Source organism: Bacillus cereus group sp. MYBK220-1 (genome assembly GCF_051916445.1).
In the GTDB taxonomy this organism is placed as follows: Bacteria; Bacillota; Bacilli; order Bacillales; family Bacillaceae_G; genus Bacillus_A; species Bacillus_A cereus.
In genome coordinates this window covers 47,322-69,161 of the sequence record NZ_JBQAGQ010000001.1, presented here as the reverse complement: position 1 = coordinate 69,161, position 21,840 = coordinate 47,322, and the positions used below count along the sequence as shown (strand labels likewise).

The following is a 21,840-nucleotide window of genomic DNA, read 5'->3' as shown; positions in this document are numbered from 1 at the left end:
TTTTACACCCTCTTCTTTGTTAATTTAAGTAATACTTTGCTCAAGCTTTCTTCCGTAAGATCCTCTGCATCAGCAAAATCTGATACCGTAAAAGCAGACTCTGTTGTTGGTTTATTTATAAGTTGACGAAGATGCCTCAACATACCATCTGCTATCACTTGAATTTTTAATTTAGAAAACTGTTCCCTACTATACAGCCAAATAAAATGTAACTTTTCATCCTTCAACATTCCGATAACATCAATTAGATGAGATGGTTTGGAATCTGGAGCATGATCTAAAAATGTAAATCCTGTCTCTTGCATAAACAAAGAGTCCCTTGAAAACACCTGATCAAATTGGCCCAAATAGTTAAAGCTTATTGAAGGCTTTTGCTGATAAAACGGAAGTAATCCTTTATTCAAGTAACGTAAAATACCATAGTCTACTCCGCGATTTGGGATTCGACGCAATTGTTCTTTGACTGCCTTTAACCCTTCAATAGGTGTCTGAGTTCCTTGAAAATTGAGATGAACGGGATAAATACTCGTGAACCAGCCCACTGTCCTTGATAAATCAATACCTTCAATCATCTCTTCTCTTCCGTGTCCTTCTAGATGAATAGAAACGGTTTGCTGATTTGTACAATCGACGATAGCTTGTCCTAATGCCGTTAATAGTACCTCATCAATCCTTGTCTTATGAGTGACTAGAACTTCGTATAACAATGCTTGTGTTTCTTCTATTCCTAAAGTCCTCGTCACTTGATCAATCGATTCTTCTGTCGTTTCTTGTATTGGATAGTCCATTGGAATTTTCATCGTTTCTTTTTCTACTTGTTCATTCCAATAATCCTTTACTTCTTTTGAAATACCCGAATCACTGTATGTCTGAAGTCGTTCAGACCATTCTTTAAAAGATGTACTTTTCGCAGGTAAGCGAATTTCTTGACCTTGTTTCATTTGGTTATATACCACCTGTAAATCTTCCAATAGAATCCTCCATGACACTCCATCTACTACTAAATGATGTATCACCCAGAATATTCGATCATTTTCAGTCAAGTTATCTTCAAAGTACACTACTTTCATTAACGGACCAGTAATTAAATTGAAACTAGCTTGATGAATATTCATCTCTTCTTGTATTATTTTATTCCACTCTTTTTCATTAACTTGATTCCGTTTTACAACATGGAGTACTGACAGCTCATCAGTCCCTTCATTTCTCTGCCTCCACGTTCCGTTTGGTAACTGTTCGTACCGGAAACGTAAAGCATCATGATGTTTCAGTAAATTTAATATCGCTCCCTCTAGTAATTTCACATCCAATCTTTCTTTTACTCTTAAAAGCATTGATTGATTCCAATGCTCTGTATGTGGATGTTCTTGCTCGAAGAACCAGCACTGAATTGGAGTAAGAGGCACATCACCTATCACAATTCCCTGCTCCGCTTGTACTCCCTGCGTTTCTATAGCCACTTGTGCCAGCTCAGCGATAGTTGGGCATTCAAACATTTGCTTTGGAGTAAGTTTTAACCCCACTTGACTTGCTTGAGATATAATTTGAATACTGAGAATTGAGTCGCCACCAATTTCAAAGAAATTATCATAGATTCCCACCTTTTTAACACCTAATACTCTCTTCCAAATGGTAGTTAGTATCTGTTCGTTACTATTCCGAGGGCCAACACATTCACTATTAATCTGCTTTTCCTCCGGCATAGGTAAGGCCTCACGATCAACTTTACCGTTAGCTGTAAGTGGAATAGCTTCCATCGCCACAAATCCCGAAGGAACCATATAACTTGGTAGTTTCGCTTTAAGATACTCTCTCCACGCATCTACATTTCCATCTCCTACAACATATGCTACTAATCGTTTATCGCCCGGCTGATCTTCTCTTACAATTACAACTGCCTCTTTTACATATGCATATGTATTTAAAGTAGACTCAATTTCCCCAATCTCAATTCGGAAACCACGTATTTTAACCTGATGATCAATTCTTCCACGATAATCTAGATTCCCATCTGGCAAATACCTCGCTAAGTCTCCTGTCCGGTATAATCTTGCTTTCAGATCACTACTAAATGGATGAGATATAAAACGCTCTGCTGTTAATTCAGGCCTATTTAAATACCCACGTGCAAGCCCTGCCCCACCAATATAAAGTTCACCATCAACACCTATAGGAACAGGTTGTTGATAAGCGTCTAGTATATACACTTCTAAATCGGGAATCCGCTTTCCAATATTACTTCTTGAAGCCTGCTGCACATCATCTAAAGTAATTGGATAATATGTAACATGAACTGTAGTTTCTGTAATTCCATACATATTAATTAACTGTGGGTTTTTCTCCCCATACCTTTGAAACCACGGTAACAAGCTAGTAGGTTCTAACGCTTCTCCGCCAAATATGACATAACGCAGCTGCAAATTTTTATTCTTATCTTCTTGTTCACACACTTGTATTAATTGTCGAAATGCGGAAGGTGTCTGATTTAGAACTGTGACTTCTTCCTCCACCAATAATTGATAAAAATCCTTAGGTGATCGACTAATCCAGTACGGAACAACAACTAATTTTCCACCATATAATAACGCTCCCCAAATTTCCCATACTGAGAAATCAAATGCATACGAATGAAAAAGCGTCCAAGTATCTTTTTCATTAAACTGATACCAACAATCCGTCGATTTAAATAACCGAATGACATTGTGATGTTCTATCATAACGCCCTTTGGATTTCCCGTTGATCCCGAAGTATAGATTACATATGCCAGATTTTTGGGACCGACACTAGAAACCGGCAAAGTCTTACTTTCTTTCCCAATCTCATCTTGATCACGATCCAGGCAAATCGACTCAACATTTTCTGGTAACCAGTTCAATTCTTTTAAACTTTCTTGCGTTACGAATAACTGAATGCTAGCATCTTCTAAAATATATTGAAGTCGTTGCTCTGGATATGTTGGATCAAGTGGGACATAAGCCCCACCAGCCTTCAAAATCCCTAAAATACCTACAATCATCTCGTGGGAACGTTCAACGCACAGTCCAACTAAAGTATCAGGTCCTACTCCTTTTTTCTGCAGATAATGAGCTAACTGGTTTGCACGTCCATTAAGCTCCTTATAAGTAATTTTTTCTTTTTCATACGTAACTGCAATAGCATTTGGATAAATCATCGCTTGCCGTTCGAACATTTCATGAATAGTTACTTGAGGTGGGACATCCAGTTTAGGATTGTTGAACTCAACTAAACTTTTTCTTTTATCTTCCTCAGAAATGATTTCTATTTCAGCCACCTTCTGCTTTGGGTTTTCAAAAATATTTTCCAGTATCACTAGCATAACGTTAAAGAATCGTTCTATCTCTTCCTTAGAAAATAGCTCCTCACGATAATCAATATGTACATGTAAAGAGTCTATATCAATTAGATTTTCAATATGAACTGCAAAATCTTGTACTTCTTCACGGTTTGGAATCCATAGTGAGTCACCACTTTCATCACGATCCCTATAATCAATCGTAGTTCCGAAAAGTCTCACATTACTGTTATTCTCTTTATTAATCTGCTTTAATAACAAATCAAATGGATATTTCTGGTGTCTTAATGATTTACTTTGTTTTCTGGACACTCTACTAATAAATGAAAGTACTTCTTCTTCTGAATCAATATCCATTCTTAAAGGAACTGTACTCACCATCATTCCAATCAATTTTCGTTCCATTTTAGTCATACGGTTGCCGTAAGCCATTCCTAAACCAATATCAAGCGATGAGGTCCACCGATACATGGACAACGAGAAAGCAGCGACAAAAAGAGTATACAAACTAATTTTGTAATCTTCAGAAAAATTTTCCGTCTTTCTCTTCAAATGCTCCGTTAATATAAACGTCTCACGTGATGCTTTTGTACTAACTTGGTACGTATTATAAGGCTTCAATCCAGTCACAGATGGCAGTGTTTTAAATTCCTCTAACCAAAATTTTTGATCTTTTTGAAAGCGACTACTATTCAAGTATGTTTGTTCATTGGTCAGAAATTGAACATATGAATTTTTAATTTCGCCTTCCTCATTCTCGTTATGCATGTCATAATAATATTTTGCAATCTGCTCAGTAAATATTTGAATTGATAAACCATCCATAATAATATGATGAACATTTCCAAAGACTGCACATTCATTATCGTTTAATTTTATTAAAGCAAAATAGTATAAATTCGAATTAAATAATGTAAACGTTTCTTTTGTTTTCTGCTCAATCCATTCCTCAAGCAAATTTGTATTCTCCACATTACTGAAATCAAAAAACTCAAATTCTTGTTCTTCATGTTTAATAAAATATTGTTTCGGTTCCTGATGCCCATTTTCTTTTAACCTAATGCACAGACCGTCATTTTCACTGATAACGCGATTCACAACTTGGTTTAATTTTGAATAATTCATTTTCCGATGAAGTTTAAATAAAAATCTTAAATTACATATTCCTTTATCAGAATGAATAACTTCTGTATACCATATTCTTCGCTGCGGATGGCTTAATGGATAACATTCCTCATTGGTCATAAAAATCTTCCCTTCAAAAATTATTTGCTCTTATAGGTTCGTGTTTATGTTTAGCCCATAAATATTTCTGCAGTGAAACTCCAATTACTCCAATAATAACAAGCCCAATCCCTCCATAAACATAGAGTTGAGTTACTCCAAACAAATGCACTAATGGACCACTCATAGCAGGAGAAATAATTAGAATTGCGTTTGTTAAACTGCTTTGTATACCAAATACTCTTCCTACTTGATCTTGATCGGATTCTATTTGTAAAATGACTTGATTAGATACAAGCATCAGCCCACTTCCGATACCAGCGATAAAACTAATTAAATAAGCTAAAACGAAGACCGTACCGGGCGTTATCAAACCAATCCCCCCAAAACCAATTCCCATTAAAACCATACCTCCACATACTACCCAGCCATATTGAAATTGTTTTAATTTCTGAGTTAGTAATGCACCAAGTATTCCGCCAAGACCAATAATAGAAATGATATATCCCATTTTACTTTTATCATGTGGGAATAAGCTCTTAAATAAAGTTGGGAATTGTGAGTCTACTAATTGTAATACTGCCATGGCTATTGTAACGAAAATCATGGTTGATAATATTATCCGATTAGATAACACATAACCCCACCCTTGTACCCAAGCGGTCCAAGTACTTTGTTTTTGCTTTTCAACAAATTCTTTCGATATAGTTTCTTTAAATTTTATTGTGGGTATCAGAACTAAGGTAGCTAATAAACAACTTATAGCTCTTATAATGAGGCAGAACTCTGGTTGAAACCAGCTCAGCAACATGCCCCCTATAAGGGGGCCTACTATCTTTGTACCCTGCTCTACTATTCCGTTGATACTTACTGCTTTAGTAAGCAAGTCCGGGGATACAATCTGTCTTGTTAGTGTTTGCTGTGCAGGATAATAGAAAACAATAAAAATAGAACGAATCATTAATGCCACTAAGAGCCAGTGGATATCTTGTACAAATAAAAGAGCAATTGTTATTAGACCAACCATTAGATTACAGAACATCATAATTGGAATTTTTCTAAAACGATCTGCAATAACACCTGCCCATGAGCCAAAAATAATTCCAGGAAGTGCATATGCAACAGGAATCAATCCAATCATAGTAGGATCTACTTCCCATTCAAACCCAACTATAGTCATAATCGCTAACATATCAATAAAAACACCAAGCATAAGCAATGAATAGGCAGAGAAAACTTGTAAATAAACCCTATTTCCTAATAGGCCTTTTGAATCAGTAGTTTTCATAAAAGCAAGCTCCTTAGGTTACTAATATAAACGCTTTTGCGTATAAGGTACCTCTTTATTAAACTTAATTAATCATTATTGACATCTCACCTAGAATTTAACTTCGTCAAAACTCAAACCACTCTTGTTTTTCATATATTTAAAATAGTCAGACAAACGAAAGCGTACCTATTTCTTCATTTTTATATCAACTGTTACAAAATATATCTTTACCTTACACTAATAACAGCTAAACGTTTCCTTAATATAACCCTTTACAGTCGTTTGCACATTCAATTCACATCCTTTTTAAAGTTGGCTTTTTTCTATCTCAAATACTATCACACAAATATTTCACCTACTATATTCATAAAGTTGAAATATTTGAATCAGAAAATTCGGATAAAAAACTAAATCCACAAATCATACCAAACAATTATTTAGTTATATTGTCATTTTATATATAGCTTTAGCCATAAGGATATCAAGAATTAAGTTTTTTAATTTTATTAACATAATAGTTTATAGAGACTATAAATCCTACTAAACAAAAAAATAAATATACAATAAAGTATATTTATTTTTTCTTATCCTACATATTTTCTATGCAAATTAATTCCAATAACTAAAGTTGATAATAAAAATATAATATTACCAATCACTAATGTACTCATAACAAGAATTGAATAATATATTATTAATACTTCTGCACCTACTACCTATTTTATTTATTGGATATTTATACTTCAAAAAATTACACATCATTCACAATTAGGATACATACCCAAAATATGATTTGAACATGTTATTATATTTTAAGATAATATAAAATCAGTTTTTCTATAAGAGAACTTAATTTTTATGTAGTACGAAACTGTTAGTAATACAGTATATACTAATTTAGTTATAAAAACATTTAAAGACCACCTATTTCCATAAGTGATTTTTCTTTGTGATTCTGCATTTGTGCACTACTGTAGAAATATATCGTAGATACGCTTTGTTTGCTAAATTTTTAGTTCTCTCCATTTACTAAAAAATATAGCTTAATACAATTAATATCATATTCGCTACATTGCAAACTATTATTTTGTCTTCTGTACAGGCAAACTACTAAAAATTAATTCAGCAACTTTTACATATCCTTTTGAGTTTGGATGAATTAAATCCTTAGACCAAAGCGTATTGTCATTAACTAAATGATGATTCCAAAAATCAACATGATGAAGCTTATACTCTCTGCTCAGTGAATGTATAACTTCATTTGCCTCTAATAATTGTTCTTTTATTACTTGTTTTTTTTCAGAAGCAAAAGGGAGCCTAACTGTAAAATCTGGAAGGTTTGCTATAATAATATCAGCCCCTGCTTTACTTAATGTATCTATCATAAATTCCATATCGTTCTTATATGCATCATGATTCCAACGTCCTTTTAAAACATCGTTTGCCCCTGCAATGAGACTAACCAAATCTGGATTAAAAGTTAACGCCTTTTCCAATTGCTGCAAGCGAATTTCTTCAGTTACTAACCCACGCTTTGCAAAATTGGCATATTCTATATCGTTTTCACACAGTTGAACAAAATGATCTACCCAGCTTTTTAATGCAATTCCCTCAACTTCATCCCCTATCCCCTCTGTAAAACTATCGCCAATTGCTACAAATCGCTTCCACATATGTATTCCCCCTTTATTATTAACCATATCTATACTATACAATAGCTCACACCGTAATTGTTATTTCTAAGTGGTTTTCGATTTCAATTATATTCCACTTTACTATATTTACATTCTGAATCGGTCATATTCATATATTTACTAAAGAAATAAAATCTATCTAGGAATTATACTTTTTTCAAAAAATTTGTTGTTCTTTGTTTCGCCCAGTTGATACATTTCTTTTCGATTAAATGATATGAAACTATAGAAAAAAGTAGTGTCATTGCAATGCACAAAGTAAGAAGAAAAAATTACACCCTGACATTCCAAGCTATCCACATAAGAATCTATAGTACTTTGAAATCTTTTGTTTCAAACTAATATTTAGTTGTATCCTATAAAATTAGCTTTTTACTATATCAATCGCACGATCCCACATACCACTAAAAAAAGATCCTGTTTTACGTATAAAACGTGTAAGCCAATTTGCTTGTTCCACATCAGATTTTGTTACAAGGTCTATTTGTAATGAATTACCTGATAAGAACCCAGGATCTGTATTATCTTTAGACGAGATAATCATTTTACTAATTGTTACACCTTTTTTAATAGGCGCTTCTTGTTCCGTATTCGATACTTTAAATTCTTTTTTATAAATGTCTTTGTTGCCCTTCGGCATTGGAAGCGAAACAGCTTGTTTCATTTGAACTACTACATCTTTTTCTTTTGCATTTGCTACTCGAACTGTTTCATGCCCTTTTACTACTGAATCTTTTCCATAGACATTCTTCACTTCAAAATTCGCAAATCCATAATCGTATAATTTCTTTGTTTCATCAAAACGTGCCGTATGAGATTTTGCTTTTATCACTACAGAAATTAGGCGCATACCATTTCTTTCTACTGTACCAGTGAAACAATCTCCCGCTTCTGGAGTCGTTCCTGTTTTCAAACCATCTACACCTTCATATTGCTTAATTAAACCTTTTAACATCCAGTTAAAGTTCGCCATATCAATTGGATATTTACCACCCTCTTGGAATGTTTTTTTAGGAATTTTTGCTGTATTTAATATTTGGGGAAAATCTTGAATAAGACGTTGTGCTAAAATTGCACAATCCCTTGCAGACATTTTATTTTTCTCGTCTAGAGTTGTCCCTTCTAGGTGATATCCTTTTAAATCTTGATTTGTTAAGCCGGTAGAGTTTACAAACTTATAGTCTTTCATACCAAACTCTTTTGACTTATCGTTCATCATTTTTACAAAATTGACCTCTTTACCAGCAATCTGTTCAACTAAAGCAATTGTTGCACCATTTGCAGAGTAAATTGCCATTGCCTCATATAACTCTTTTACCGTATAAGAGCCACCATTTTCTAATGGAACATTTGATAGTGAACGATCTTGCGAAATCTTATGTGCATATTCAGAGATTTTAACTTTTTGATCCCATTTAAGTTTTCCTTTATCCACCGCTTCATGAACTAAGTATTCGCTCATCATTTTTGTCATACTAGCAATTGCCAATGATTCATCTGCATTTTTTTCATATAAAATTTTCCCGGAATTTGCTTCTATTAAAATTGCTGATCCTGCTTCAACGTCTATAGCAGGATCTGTTTCCGCTGCTGCTTTTCCAATTGTAACGACCATGCTACAAAATATTGTAAGCACTGTTACTATTGCAATAACTCTCTTGCAAAACATACCTTTCACTTCTGTTACCTCCAATTTCTTTGTACTCAAAAAAAGCGTTATTCTAACATAATCCCGCAAAAAATAGACAGTGTTCTCAAATTGTATATACATATAAAACGTTAGAATCGCTTTCATATAGACCACCTCATCCGACACTTTTAGGTGCGCTAATACTTTGTATTCCCACACATATCCTTATTTTTAATCCCCTTATATTTTTCAAAATGATTCACACTTTCATATTTTTTAGGATTACAGTTAATAGACAATCTAAATAATACATTTGTTCCACATTTACAAAAAATAAAAAACTACACCCTATACTGGATGTAGTTTTCCTAACTGATTTATTTATTTTTCACTTCATTTTTATAAAAAGCAAATAATGGTTCGATGGATGGACTAGACAACAGCGGAATTGCCTTCTCAATCAATTTCCTATCCCAATCAAACCAACGCATTTCCATTAACATGTTTATTTCTGTATCAGTGAATCGTTTCTTTATTTCCTTAGCAGGATTTCCACCAACTATTGTATACGGTGGAACATCTTTACTTACGACAGATCCTGCAGCAACAATTGCACCTTCACCAATAGTAACGCTAGGCATTATTATAGCATTCATTCCAATCCAAGCATCACTTTTAATGACTGTATCTCCCTTAGGTTCATATGATTGTTTAATTTGCTCAGCGAATGGATATACTGTAATCCATTCTGAGTGATGATTATGATTACCCCCCATTAAAATGACTACCCCACTTGCAATGCAAACATAATTCCCAATAATGAGTTTATCAAGATGCCATCCCATCTGTTCAATTGGATTGAAAAGTGCTTGAGACTTAGCATCTCCCCACAAATACCTTATACATCCATCTTCAAAATTTTGATGACTATAATAGCCTGAATAATAGGAGTACTCTCCTACTTCAATGAGTGGATTTGTTACTATATCTTTTATATACTTTGTTTCTGACCAATGATTAAATAATGGATACTTCATAACTTTATTCCTCGCTTCTAAGTATTATATATATTGCTATTTACTTAGAAGCTTACTACGACTGCTACATTTTTTAGCTTTCTCAAACGACGAATCATTATCTTCAAGCCTTTCTTTTATACTAGAAAAAGCATAACGCAATACATTACACTAGTCAAATTGTGTAATTTTGAACACATCTTAAACAGCGTAATACTGCAATAGGAACATGAAAACACTCTAACTTTGATACAAATAATATATTGATTACATTTAGTTCATATTTTGTAAAAAAATCTTAATTGCCATGACAAAGCAAACAATAACCACTATTGGTCGTATTAATGCCGTCCCTTTTGTAAGCACCATCTTCGCCCCAATATATGATCCTATTATTTGACCAAGCATCATAATCAATCCAATTGTCCAATCGATTTGGCCAAAAATAATAAAATACAACAAAGCAGCGAAATTACTTGTAAAGTTCAAAATCTTAGCATTTGCAGTCGCCCGTGTAGCACTATATCCACATAAAAGAATGAATGCTAAAGCAATTAAACTACCTGTTCCTGGGCCGAAGAAACCATCATAAAATCCCAGTAACGGAGCCACTGTTAACGCAAACAACAACATACTTATTTTTCTCGGTCGATCTTCGTTTGCTATATTTGGAGATAATAGAAAATAAATGCCAATAAAAACAAGTAAAAAAGGTAATATCATAATTAGATATTCTGCTCGTATCTGTAAAACAAGCCATCCACCGAAAACTGATCCAAAAAAGGTCATTAAGATGGACAAACGCATTTCTTTAAGATTAATTTCTTTCTTCTTAATAAAAAACACTGTTGCCATGAGAGTTCCGCTACTCCCTTGCAGTTTATTAGTTGCTATCGCTACAGAAGGAGACATACCTACTAATAACATTATCGGGATAGTTATCATACCACCGCCTCCAGCAATCGTATCTATCCATCCTGCTAATACAGCTACTAAAAATAGTAGTATGAGTAATTCAATAGTAAAATCCATACAAAGAATATGGGAAGGCTTGAGCTATTATACCCCAAACCTCCCCATCGTCCCTCCTCTCTTTAAACTAGTTAATTAAATCTGTAAAGTAACTTTCTTTCTGATCACGTAATCGGCTGGAAACGTATTGCCTGCAAACAATTCTTCTTCCGTATTTATTATTTCCAATCGGGATTTTATATTCTTCCTCAGATAACCTTTCCCTACCATGAGTTACATTTGTTTGTTTACCATAGTATGAATTTGGTATAAGTAATAAATCTTCAGATGTAAGTGGAACCTTATAAGTAGGCGTTGTTCGTAAGAGTTCTAAAAACATGTCAAATTTCAATTTTTCTTCTTCACTTTCTCCCACATAAATCAATCTATTTTCTGCTCCATTCAAACAAGTTGCAATAATATCACCATTATCATCTAAAAATATAATTTGGTTTATTTCCCCTACAAATCCCGATATTTCACCATCAGCCATTCCTGCGATATGAGCAATAGGCATTTTACTTATCGCCAATATGTCATCTTTACTGAAGTGATTTTCTTCAAGATGCTTTTGAAGTAATTTTGGGGTTCCAATATGAGTTTGAGTTTTTAAATTTAACACTCCTTTTAATAAAAGAGCATCAACTCTAGTAAATTTGCCACAAGTAATTTCAGACACTATTCGTTCCACGGATTTATTAAGTCTATTTGATACAATTTTTAAATTTGTATTGAATGTATTCAATCTCGCTTCAATATCTGACTGGTCTTTCATACCTGTATACACTGTGGCATCGTTATGTTGATAAAAATTCCCGCCACCGGTGCTTGCACCGACATTTCGCAAAACTTCATCGTTATTTAAAGGGGAAATGAGATGAAATCTATTTTTCCCTGCATGTTCGGATGGGTGAATTAAAGCATCATAATTAAAAATTGTGGCAAAAAGCCAGGTGACCCATTCTGCATAAAAATATTTTTTCATTCTATCGTGTTCGTCTTCACCATAATTAAAACCTCTGCGATTTTCCCCAGGTAATAGTGTTTCTATAGGATCACATGGAGTATTTTTAATAAGGATAGGCGGTACGTTCCCGCCACAATTCGCTATTTTTATCATATGTAGTAGGTTTTTCATATCTGAATTCGGATTTTTCTTTGAATAGTCAATCAAACAATTAAGCCACTCTTTTGAAAAATATGCTGCTATTTCTTGATCACAAGTATAAGGATTATGAGTTTTTAATTCATTTTCTATCAGATTCTTCATTTTATCCTTCAATAGATTCGGAATAGTAATTTCTTCAATTTCTGTAATCTGCAGTATTCCTTTATTCATTATAAAACCTCCGTTGTTTTATTTTTTACACCCTATCTTCATTAAACAAACTATCCACTTCTTTTTTACTCCTTTACTTTTCGTCAGAGCTATTAGAATTACCGATTTACAAATAAAAAACATGGAGTATAAGAGATTTGTTCTTAGCTACATTTCCCCCACGAACCTCTATTGAATTGACAAATTTAATTTGAAAATCTGATTCATTTTCATACTTTACTTTCAAATTATGTTTATATGATTTTCAATTCAAGTAAGAGTATTTCATTTTCTAAAGTTTTCCTAATTTTAAAATCAGAATTTTCAATACAACTATGTTAACATTAAAAATATAACACGAAACCAAAAAATGTAAATGAATAGTTTTTTTATAAAAAATAGTCAGACTATTTACAAGGTAATCCGTATTCCATTGAACCAACTACGGCCCCTCAATTTTATTGATAACAGTAAAAAAGCCCCCTAAATGATAGAGGACTTTTTCCAAGTATATTCTATTTTAAAGTTCTTACTTACCTTTTACTTTAAAAGATATTGCTGTAACTTCTTTATTAACAGTTCCATCCCGTTTGGACTTACGATAATCTTCCCATTCGCTAACGAAATATTACTGTCTGAAATATCTCCTGTAAGTGCACAAGCTCTTGGAGATTGATATTTTCGTAAAATAATTTGGTCCTCTTCTATAAACATTTCAAGAGAATCTTTTTCTACAATTCCTAAGTTCCGTCTTATTTCCATTGGAATAACAATACGCCCCATACTATCTGCTTTACGAGTAATTCCTCTTGATTTCATAAAATGCCACCCTTTATATTTATCTAATATTACGGTATTTATTTTAGCAATAAACAACAATTAGGAATAGTTCGTATTACAGTACTTTTTTTAGAAATAAATAACAATTAGGAATAGTTTATGTTAGAATTCTTTCTTGTTTATTCTTGATTTTTAATATATTTTTCCTTGATTATTTTTATATATTGTTTTCTTTCAGTTAGTTCAAATATAAATAATGCTTTTTTTATGTCTCTTAAACCAACTTCATTAGAGTGCTGAACTTTCAATAAAATTGCACCTTTTTCAAAAAACAATTCACCTAATAAGTATAAAGTATTCATATTTATGGCTAATTTTATACCTATTTCACTATACTTTATTGCTTCTTCATATTGATTTGCAAGGTGTAAACATTTTGTTAACGTATGAATGAGTCTTAATTTGATTTCTTTTTCTCTAGGAAATTCTATCTTATTAAAATTAATTAAACTTTGTTTTAATATATTTATACTTTTCTCATACTCTTTATTTTCTGCATGTATTATAGCAATTGAATTCATTATGCTTATTTCTTTTTCTGATAAAAAGTTAGTACTACTTAAGGTTTGTTTTAGTGCTCTATTTAAAATGTCAAAAGCATTACTTGTTGCTCCATTTACATAATATATAGCAATCGCTTCATGCCATAATAGAAATTGTTTATCTTCTTTTGATTGGAAATTATTTTCGTTTTTCTCTTTTTTCACTATTTCGTAAAGCTCATTATATTCTTTTTGTTTCACACAATCTCTCATTACACATTTTACATTTTCAATATATTTTATTTTTTTATTTTTGGTTAGTGCGAATATATAATTTGGATCAATACCAAGTCTTTCAGATAATTGATACAACAATATGCTAGATGGATAAATAATACCTTTTTCTATCTTACTAATTTGACTTTGTGAACATATTCCATGACATAATTCAGATTGTGACATGTTTTTTTTCTTTCTAAGTTCTTTAATAATAATACCAAGATTGTAGAATTCCATCTTTCCTCCCTCAAATGTAACACTTTATGAGTATAAGAATATTTTCCAACTTTTAATGTAATGTAAAATTGATATAGTTACAATTACTAATTATATGGATTTATAGTTTCTTTTACAAACTTGTACCACAATACGAGAAATTATTAAAATATGGTTCACTAATAATCAATGTGCGTTTTATTCACCCCCACTGATTATTAGTCCATCCCAGGCAGGCGTTTACAGGGAGTCCGACTTCTTTGCCACATCTAGATTTTGAGGTGGGAGTCTTACTACCCGCAAATAGCCGGATTAAAATAAATATGATTTTTCACCTTTATTTCTTTTAATAGTTTCTTTTGATATTTATATAAATAATTTCGAAGGAGCGTATTTTATGAAAAGAATGTTGACCGAAAGAGAGTTAGAAGTGGCTATTTATGTAGCAAAAGGATATACAGATGTAGAAATTTCCCAAAAAATATATGTTACCCCTCGAAGAATTTCAACGATAATTAATCATATTAAAAAAAAATGGCATATTGATTCTAGAGTGGAATTAGGTATTTTAGTTTATCACTATGGTTTTATAGATGCACCCTTATTTTCAAATAAAAAAATTCAGCTATGTAAAAAGGTTGTACAATAGATAGCGGAATATAACGAGTTTAAATTGCAAATAAAAATAGAAGAGCAGACAAACTTTTATTATTTGGTTTACTCCATCACTTTTTAAATTTCAGACATTAATATAAAAAGGTTAGAGAATTAACTTCTCTAACCTTTTTATATACACTATTAGGTTTCAAACAGTAAAGATGCCCTAATGCTACCATTGATCCTGTTCCCTATTCAACCTTGTATAAACAAAAAAATCAGATATTACCACTATTCAAAACCAGTTACAATTCTCTCTTTCATTTTCTGTAATACTTCACTGCTCAATACTTTTTGACCAGCAGGAAGTTTTAATATGGCAGCGGCACCTTTACTAAGGTATATTTCTTGATCATTATTTTGATTTACTACCAATATTCCTTGCCCTTCAAATTCGAAATAACTAATATCTTTTGTTTCATTTGTATTATTCTTTATTGCTGTATATAATCCATATAAATCTTTACTTCTATTTTCTCCGCCCGTTCGAATCGGTTCAGTATCATTCGCAACAATTAGTCCTTCTGGCTGCTCACCCTTCATAATAAACCACAGCTTTTCATTTGTTGGTAATAGTAAATTCTTAAATTCAGAGCCATTTAAAATTTGCTGTGCTGGAATTGTTGCATAGATTGGTAACGAAAATGGAGATGTTGTTATTTTTTCAAAACTTAAATTTTCAGAAGAACTTCCCTTACTATATTGATAATCTTTTAATGCGATCGATTGTATTGATTCACTTTTATTTTTTGATGCATAACTAATTTTACTAGCGAAAATAATAACGGTCATTAAACACATGCACAATATCACAAGCTTAAGTAGTTTTCCCATTTATGAACCCCCGCTTTTAATATTATTAGTTTGCATGGATATTATAAACAGTTTCACTCCACCAAAAATTATTATTGTTATGAAACGTACTGAAATTATGATTATAATGATCACCATACCAAGGATCCATGTACGTTATATAATCTGTTCCATTTGTCCCTTTATAAAATCCATCAAGTACTAGAAAGTGTCCGATGTTAGCCCCATTTTGCCACATAATGAGTGCAATCATCGGCTGATTACTATTAATTTGACTTTTGAACCAATCATATGATTTTGCTCCAGAACTTATAGCTGAGCTAACACCATATCCTGATAATCCATATTGTATTTCACGTGAAGTTGCAGGATTATTATATGATCCACCCTTAACATACCTAACGTACTGATCTTGTGAAGGAGTTTTCCCAAAATAATTTAAAACTGAAACCGAAGTGCCTGCCCAACACCAATTTGATCTTTCTTGTAATATGTTAGGTACAAATAATTTACGATCTATTGATGTATTTGGAGGATTTCCATTAATATACGCTGACGTTACATATACTTTTTTTCCATCTTTAAAATAATAAAACCAACGATTATCTAAATTTCCTGTCCAATAATCTTTAACCGTTTCACCATACTCCCATCCTTTAAAAGATACTTTTGTATTTCCGGGAATCACATCTACAATATTTGCATTTAAACTTTTTGCCTCTCTAACATTTACATTCAATGGAGCTGTTGTTCCTGAAAATTCAACTTCTTCTGCTATTATTTTCTGAACACCAATAAAACTAAATGTGAAAAACAATAAAAACATACAAACAATAAAATGCTTTCTTTCCTTCATTTCTCCACCCCTTCATCAGTACTAAAAAACATCAACAATTCATCCTTATTAATTGTTCAAGCTTAATATTACATACTAACGAAAAATGACTTCTCATAAAGTGAAACTTTAATCAGTAGTGGTTTTATTCATCCCCCACTGATTATTAGTTAAACCAATCGGACTGCCCGGCAAATTGCGGGATAAATTCCAATACAAAAAAGGAGCCTATAAATTTTTATAGACTCCTTTTTATTTCGTCGTTATTACTTAGCTAATTCTTTTGTACCCTTCATTACATCAATGAAGAATCCCCAGTTATTCACTACAGAAGAGATACTGATATGTTCATCTGGAGTGTGGACGTTGAAAATGTCTGGTCCGAATGAAATTGCATCTAATTCAGGCATTTTTTGAACGAATGCGCTACACTCAATCCCCGCATGCACAGCGAAGATTTCAATTTCTTTATTGTATTTTTCTTGATGCACTTTTTCAAATAAATTACGAATTTGTGAGTTTGGATTGTATGGCCATTCTGGATACTCTGACTCTATTTCAAATGTAGCACCAACTAATTCAGCAATATATTTGATTTCTTCTGCAACATGTTGTTTTAAACTACTTACAGAACTTCGCACTTCGTTACGTAATTTAATTTCATCTTGCAACGTTTCAATAACGCCTAAATTTGTTGAGCTTTCTACAAGACCTTTAATATCCATGCTCATACTTTGAATGCCATTTGGAATTAAGAATAATGATGAAATAAGCTGCTTTTGTGTCTCTTTAGCAAATACTTTTTCAACTTTTTCATCCAATTTTGTCAGTGTAACATGAACATCTGGATCAACAGCACGCATTTCTTCTTGTAATACACGTGTCCATGATTCTAGTTTTTCTTCTACTTGTCCTACATCTTCTGTACGAATTAAAATTGTAGCTACACTTTCACGCGGAATTGCATTCGTTTTTAATCCGCCGTGAACTTCACTTATGTTAAACTCCGTATGTGCTGATAAATCACGTAATACTCGTCCTAATACTTTGTTCGCATTACCGCGTTGTTTATCAATTTCCATACCAGAATGTCCGCCTTTTAGACCACCAACATATAGACGGTATGCATCCATATTCGCTGGCGTTTCATCCCAAATTACGGGAATTGTTTCAACAGCTTTCGCACCACCTGCACTACTTACAAGTAATTTATGATCTTCTTCAGAATCAATATTTATAAATATCTTTCCTTCAAAATGATTTGGATCAATAGCAAAAGCCCCACCCATTGTCGTTTCTTCTTCAGTAGTGATAACGACTTCAAGTGCTGGATGCGGAATTTCTTTTGAATCTAATAAAGCTAATGCATACGCAACTGCAATACCATTATCAGCACCTAGAGTTGTTTGATTTGCATATAACATGTCCCCAATGATTCGTAATTCAATTGGATCTTTTTCAAAATCATGTACTGTTGCTTGATTTTTTTCGCAAACCATATCCATATGACCTTGAATAATAATAGCTGGTACATTTTCATAACCAGCTGTTGCTTCTTTTTTAATAATGACATTTAATGCTTCATCTTGAATGACTTCTAAGTTACGCTCTTTTGCAAAGCCCACTAAATAATCACTAATTTCCTTTTCATTACCTGATCCTCTAGGAATCTTTGAAATTTCTGCAAAATGATAAAATACAGGGTGCTTTGTTAATTGTTCTAAAGTAGAATACATGTTCAAGCTCCTCTCAAAATGAAAAAATAGTATGTAAGTCTTTTATCATTATACCATGATTCATTATTTTACCTTTCTTTTAACTTTTATTGTTTATTTTATATACAACAATTTCACAATGTTGCAAGAGCGTTGTAATCTATATCGATTTTTCTCATTTAATAATAGTCGTATACTTTTTAAAGAAACACATTAAAGGAGATAAAGAAAATGAAAAAGTTTTTAGCAATTATTACACTATGTTTATTATTTTTTAGTTTTACTATTGGCTGTGAGAGAGCGTCACTAAATAGAATTGGTAAAGATGTATATTACATGCAAATAAAAGGCGAAGGAACTATTGAAAAGGTAGATGGTAGAAACTTACGAAACTATACGCTGCCCGCATATGATGAAGATGGTGTTAAAAAACAAATTACATTTAGGAGTACAAAAAAAGAAAACGCCCATAAATTAAATGAAGACGCGTTTTTACGCCTTTATGTAGATCAAGATGATAATAGCAAAAATGAAATATCATCAATTGAAGTAAAGTCCTATGAAGAGATTCAGAAAGCAGATTTACCTGAAAAAGTAAAAGATAAGTTTACTATTAAATAAAAAACAAAAGAAAATGCTCTATGCATTTTCTTTTGTTCTTTTCACCTGTATATATTTTGAACTACTATTATTCATCAGTTTCTCTAACCGATTTATATTCTCCGTTAATGCACCTTTCACAAGAGAGAAATCTGTATTTGATTCTTCTTTTTTTTCTTTAAAAAACGAAGACTTTTGTGCATTGACTTCAGCCATCTCTTCTCCCCCTTTTCAAAAAGATACAACCTTTTATTTATATTATATAGCAAATGTAGAAAGAGTGTACACTTATGATTTTCTTTTTAATTCTTCTTCTAATTCTTCTACTTGCTGCAACGTATCCCCTTTTATTAAAGAGAAATCTGTTGTATCTTCATTATCTTCTTTAAAAAAATCATTGTCATAATCTTTTACCACTACAATCACCTCTACCTGCTAGTGTAGGAATGATTGTCCAATTTTATTCAACTTTGTCGGATTTTGTTTTTAATTTATGTATAGAAGAAAAGGACAGAAAAAGATTCTGTCCTTATTTACTAAAATAACTATGATGTATTGTTAAATTATATACATTTTCAAAATCCCGATCTTGCAGGTTATTTTTCTTTCCATCAATAACAATGAAAACATCACTTACTATTTTTGCTGGTATAATCCCGACATTTTCTACTTGCACCGCTTTCTGCTCATTCAATTGCTCGATATGTTCTAACGGAACGATAATACTAAATTGCGAGCGAATACCACGAAAGTTTGTATTTAATTCCTTCGCGGCTTCAAAAACAACAATTTTCGCGCCAATCTTTTCCCCATATGAATCTAAAAATGCATTTAAGCTCTTTGTATATTCCTCTTCCATATGCCATTCCATCGTACCGAATACTGCTGGATTAACATTTTGAATAATTGTCGTGTATATTTCCCCTCTCGCTTTAGATGCAATTAATGATCGTTTTATTGATTGAACTGTCTTGCCAATATCGGTAAATTTCGCACCCCATATTTCTGAAATATTAGGCGTTAAAATGAACGCAATATCAACAAAAATAACCATTGCAGTAAACATTAAAAGATTTTTCCAGAGGGTTAAATCAATTCCTTTTATCATGAAATACACGGTGACAGATATGATAAACAAACCATACCAAGTCTTTCTAATACGTTGCTTTTTCTCCTCGTACAACTCCTCATTTTTCCAATAAAAGAAAACAAGGACTACAAAGACAATCGCTAAAACAAATAAGCCAATTCGAATGTTAGAGATCATTAATCACATCACCCTCCATTCAAAAACTACTCACGATATCATTACATGCGCAAGCTGCTCTCTTTATGACAAAAGACGTGGACAAGCTTCTAAAATTAGCTACATCGCATATATATTAGAAGGTACCACGTCTTTTATCCTGCTATTTGTGGGCAGTAAGACCCCACTGATTAAAATTTCACTTTACCATGAGTCTATATTGTATATGTAGACAAGCATTCATTTCAAATTTTCGTATTAAAAAGAAATATGTTTCGGAATTTCCCCTTCAGGTACTTCTCCATCCATACTTAAATAATAATGACGAATCGGACGTAAGTTTTCGTCTAATTCATAAACAAGCGGAATGCTAGTTGGAATATTTAATGAAACTACACCATCACTTGAAAGGTTGTCTAAATATTTTACTAGCGAGCGAATTGTGTTACCGTGTGATGAAATAATTACTTTATTACCACTTTTTAATGTCGGCGCAATTTCTGAATGCCAATAAGCAAGTACTCTCTTCTCCGTATCCTCTAAACATTCAGTTAATGGAAATTCACCTTTTTTGAGTGTTTTATATCTTGGATCGGTCGCTTCATATCGAGGATCGTCTTCAGTAAGAGCCGGTGGTCTTACATCAACACTTCTTCTCCAAATATGAACTTGCTCCTCACCATACTTTTGAGCAGTTTCATCTTTATTCAGCCCTTGCAATGCACCATAATGTCTTTCATTTAGCTTCCAAGATTTATGTATTGGAACCCAAGTAAGATCCATCTCATGAAGTACAATCCATAACGTCCGAATTGCGCGTTTTAATACAGATGTATAAGCCACATCAAAAGTATATCCGTTTTTCTTTAATATTGCTCCTGCTTCTCTCGCTTCACTTAATCCATTCTCTGATAGATCAACATCTGTCCATCCAGTAAAGCGATTTTCAAGATTCCATAAGCTTTGTCCGTGACGAATAAGTACAAGTTTTATCATTATAATTCCCCTTTCGGAAATGTGAATTTTATTGTTCCATTGCGTACACGTATAAAGTATCTAGTAATGTATCTTTTTATCCATTCACTCTATGACCAATCGATAGTTGCCAAATGTATGGATAAAATTTGTTCTTTTTCAAACGATAAAAACAGAAGTTTTTTCATTATTTTTGATCGACTGGTATTTCACGTTTCGATATCCAAGCATCAAAACCTGATCGGCTATTTGCCATTTCATTCATAACTTGGTGCCAATTGTCCTCACATGATTCACCAAATTTTGAAAAAATAGCACCCATTTGTTGTCTTTGTACATCACTCAGTTTTTTCTCTAAATCTGTACCTTTTTCTGTTAAAGACAACTGTTTCACACGTCGATCATGCATAGCTTCATTACTCTCAATTAAGCCCTTTTCCACAAGTTGACGTAGCGGTCCGTGGAGCGCTTGCTTACTTATTTCTAATAGTGATAGTAACTCATTTACACTTATCCCTGGAAAACGTGCGATAAAAAATAAAATTCGATGATGTACTCGTTGAATGCCATATTCTTTTATAATTTCATCTGGCTTTTCAGTAAATGTTTTATATGCAAAATAAAATAATGCTAATGCCTCATTCATCTGTTCTTCTTTATGTTGTGTCATCTACTTTCCCCCTGTATGTAAATTATACCACAATT

At 32.6% G+C, this 21,840-nt stretch carries 19 protein-coding genes and 1 pseudogene; 2 read left to right on the top strand and 18 right to left on the bottom strand.

The genetic code is table 11. From position 1 onward, the window contains the following. Positions 1-2: 2 nt before the first annotated feature. The 10 genes and pseudogenes from ACTFRU_RS00365 to ACTFRU_RS00320 form a co-directional block, all read right to left on the bottom strand. Entirely contained in the window at positions 3-4,559 is a 4,557-nt protein-coding gene (locus ACTFRU_RS00365; protein WP_071740209.1) for a non-ribosomal peptide synthetase, read from the bottom strand. A gap of 13 nt (positions 4,560-4,572) precedes the next feature. After that, positions 4,573-5,826, bottom strand: coding sequence for an MFS transporter (locus ACTFRU_RS00360; protein WP_440037378.1), 1,254 nt, complete (start codon positions 5,824-5,826; stop codon positions 4,573-4,575). A 1,064-nt stretch (positions 5,827-6,890) separates the two neighbouring features. Further along, positions 6,891-7,481, bottom strand: coding sequence for an SGNH/GDSL hydrolase family protein (locus tag ACTFRU_RS00355; RefSeq protein ID WP_000265875.1), 591 nt, complete (start codon positions 7,479-7,481; stop codon positions 6,891-6,893). 167 nt (positions 7,482-7,648) lie between these two features. Beyond that, a pseudogene (locus tag ACTFRU_RS00350) lies at positions 7,649-7,774 on the bottom strand (acyltransferase family protein); the annotation flags it as partial. A 92-nt stretch (positions 7,775-7,866) separates the two neighbouring features. Beyond that, positions 7,867-9,180 carry a D-alanyl-D-alanine carboxypeptidase family protein gene (locus tag ACTFRU_RS00345; protein WP_102956703.1) on the bottom strand — a complete coding sequence of 438 codons (1,314 nt, stop codon included), beginning with the start codon at positions 9,178-9,180 and terminating at the stop codon, positions 7,867-7,869. 329 nt (positions 9,181-9,509) lie between these two features. Beyond that, positions 9,510-10,169: a CatB-related O-acetyltransferase gene (locus ACTFRU_RS00340; RefSeq protein WP_033692636.1), complete on the bottom strand. Its 660-nt coding sequence runs from the start codon at positions 10,167-10,169 to the stop codon at positions 9,510-9,512. A gap of 252 nt (positions 10,170-10,421) precedes the next feature. After that, positions 10,422-11,180, bottom strand: coding sequence for a TSUP family transporter (locus ACTFRU_RS00335; RefSeq protein WP_000347986.1), 759 nt, complete (start codon positions 11,178-11,180; stop codon positions 10,422-10,424). A 67-nt stretch (positions 11,181-11,247) separates the two neighbouring features. Further along, the gene (locus ACTFRU_RS00330) at positions 11,248-12,498 is read right to left on the bottom strand and encodes a hypothetical protein (protein ID WP_440037377.1); all 1,251 of its coding nucleotides are present in this window, start codon (positions 12,496-12,498) and stop codon (positions 11,248-11,250) included. 519 nt (positions 12,499-13,017) lie between these two features. Beyond that, the gene (locus ACTFRU_RS00325; RefSeq protein WP_440037376.1) at positions 13,018-13,296 is read right to left on the bottom strand and encodes an AbrB/MazE/SpoVT family DNA-binding domain-containing protein; all 279 of its coding nucleotides are present in this window, start codon (positions 13,294-13,296) and stop codon (positions 13,018-13,020) included. Between the two features lie 140 nt (positions 13,297-13,436). After that, positions 13,437-14,315, bottom strand: coding sequence for a helix-turn-helix domain-containing protein (locus tag ACTFRU_RS00320; protein ID WP_440037375.1), 879 nt, complete (start codon positions 14,313-14,315; stop codon positions 13,437-13,439). A gap of 376 nt (positions 14,316-14,691) precedes the next feature. Between ACTFRU_RS00320 and ACTFRU_RS00315 the strand changes: the two genes are divergently transcribed. Next, positions 14,692-14,943 carry a response regulator transcription factor gene (locus tag ACTFRU_RS00315; protein WP_098391767.1) on the top strand — a complete coding sequence of 84 codons (252 nt, stop codon included), beginning with the start codon at positions 14,692-14,694 and terminating at the stop codon, positions 14,941-14,943. A gap of 239 nt (positions 14,944-15,182) precedes the next feature. On the opposite strand, the gene ACTFRU_RS00310 is transcribed toward ACTFRU_RS00315, so the two are convergent. From ACTFRU_RS00310 to pepD, 3 genes are all read right to left on the bottom strand, one after another. Then, a complete protein-coding gene (locus ACTFRU_RS00310) occupies positions 15,183-15,785 on the bottom strand; it encodes a hypothetical protein (protein WP_290102473.1) in 603 nt (200 codons plus the stop codon). A 25-nt stretch (positions 15,786-15,810) separates the two neighbouring features. Further along, a complete protein-coding gene (locus ACTFRU_RS00305; RefSeq protein WP_000664544.1) occupies positions 15,811-16,620 on the bottom strand; it encodes a papain-like cysteine protease family protein in 810 nt (269 codons plus the stop codon). A 245-nt stretch (positions 16,621-16,865) separates the two neighbouring features. Then, positions 16,866-18,335 (bottom strand): beta-Ala-His dipeptidase, encoded by a 1,470-nt coding sequence (pepD, locus tag ACTFRU_RS00300; RefSeq protein ID WP_368970376.1) that lies wholly within the window; start codon positions 18,333-18,335, stop codon positions 16,866-16,868. A 210-nt stretch (positions 18,336-18,545) separates the two neighbouring features. Here pepD and ACTFRU_RS00295 point away from each other — a divergent pair, with 210 nt between their 5' ends. Continuing rightward, positions 18,546-18,935, top strand: coding sequence for a YxeA family protein (locus ACTFRU_RS00295; protein ID WP_000713862.1), 390 nt, complete (start codon positions 18,546-18,548; stop codon positions 18,933-18,935). Positions 18,936-18,953: 18 nt separating this feature from the next. Here the strand turns inward: ACTFRU_RS00295 and spoIISB are convergent, their stop codons facing one another. The 5 genes from spoIISB to ACTFRU_RS00270 form a co-directional block, all read right to left on the bottom strand. Beyond that, positions 18,954-19,130 (bottom strand): stage II sporulation protein SB, encoded by a 177-nt coding sequence (gene spoIISB, locus ACTFRU_RS00290; RefSeq protein WP_065382523.1) that lies wholly within the window; start codon positions 19,128-19,130, stop codon positions 18,954-18,956. 72 nt (positions 19,131-19,202) lie between these two features. Then, positions 19,203-19,331 (bottom strand): hypothetical protein, encoded by a 129-nt coding sequence (locus ACTFRU_RS00285; RefSeq protein ID WP_000237818.1) that lies wholly within the window; start codon positions 19,329-19,331, stop codon positions 19,203-19,205. 112 nt (positions 19,332-19,443) lie between these two features. After that, entirely contained in the window at positions 19,444-20,181 is a 738-nt protein-coding gene (locus ACTFRU_RS00280; protein ID WP_290102472.1) for a type II toxin-antitoxin system SpoIISA family toxin, read from the bottom strand. 237 nt (positions 20,182-20,418) lie between these two features. Continuing rightward, positions 20,419-21,156: a 2,3-diphosphoglycerate-dependent phosphoglycerate mutase gene (gene gpmA, locus ACTFRU_RS00275; protein ID WP_000594152.1), complete on the bottom strand. Its 738-nt coding sequence runs from the start codon at positions 21,154-21,156 to the stop codon at positions 20,419-20,421. Positions 21,157-21,322: 166 nt separating this feature from the next. Further along, positions 21,323-21,805: a MarR family winged helix-turn-helix transcriptional regulator gene (locus tag ACTFRU_RS00270; RefSeq protein ID WP_000191888.1), complete on the bottom strand. Its 483-nt coding sequence runs from the start codon at positions 21,803-21,805 to the stop codon at positions 21,323-21,325. Between the last annotated feature and the right edge of the window lie 35 nt (positions 21,806-21,840).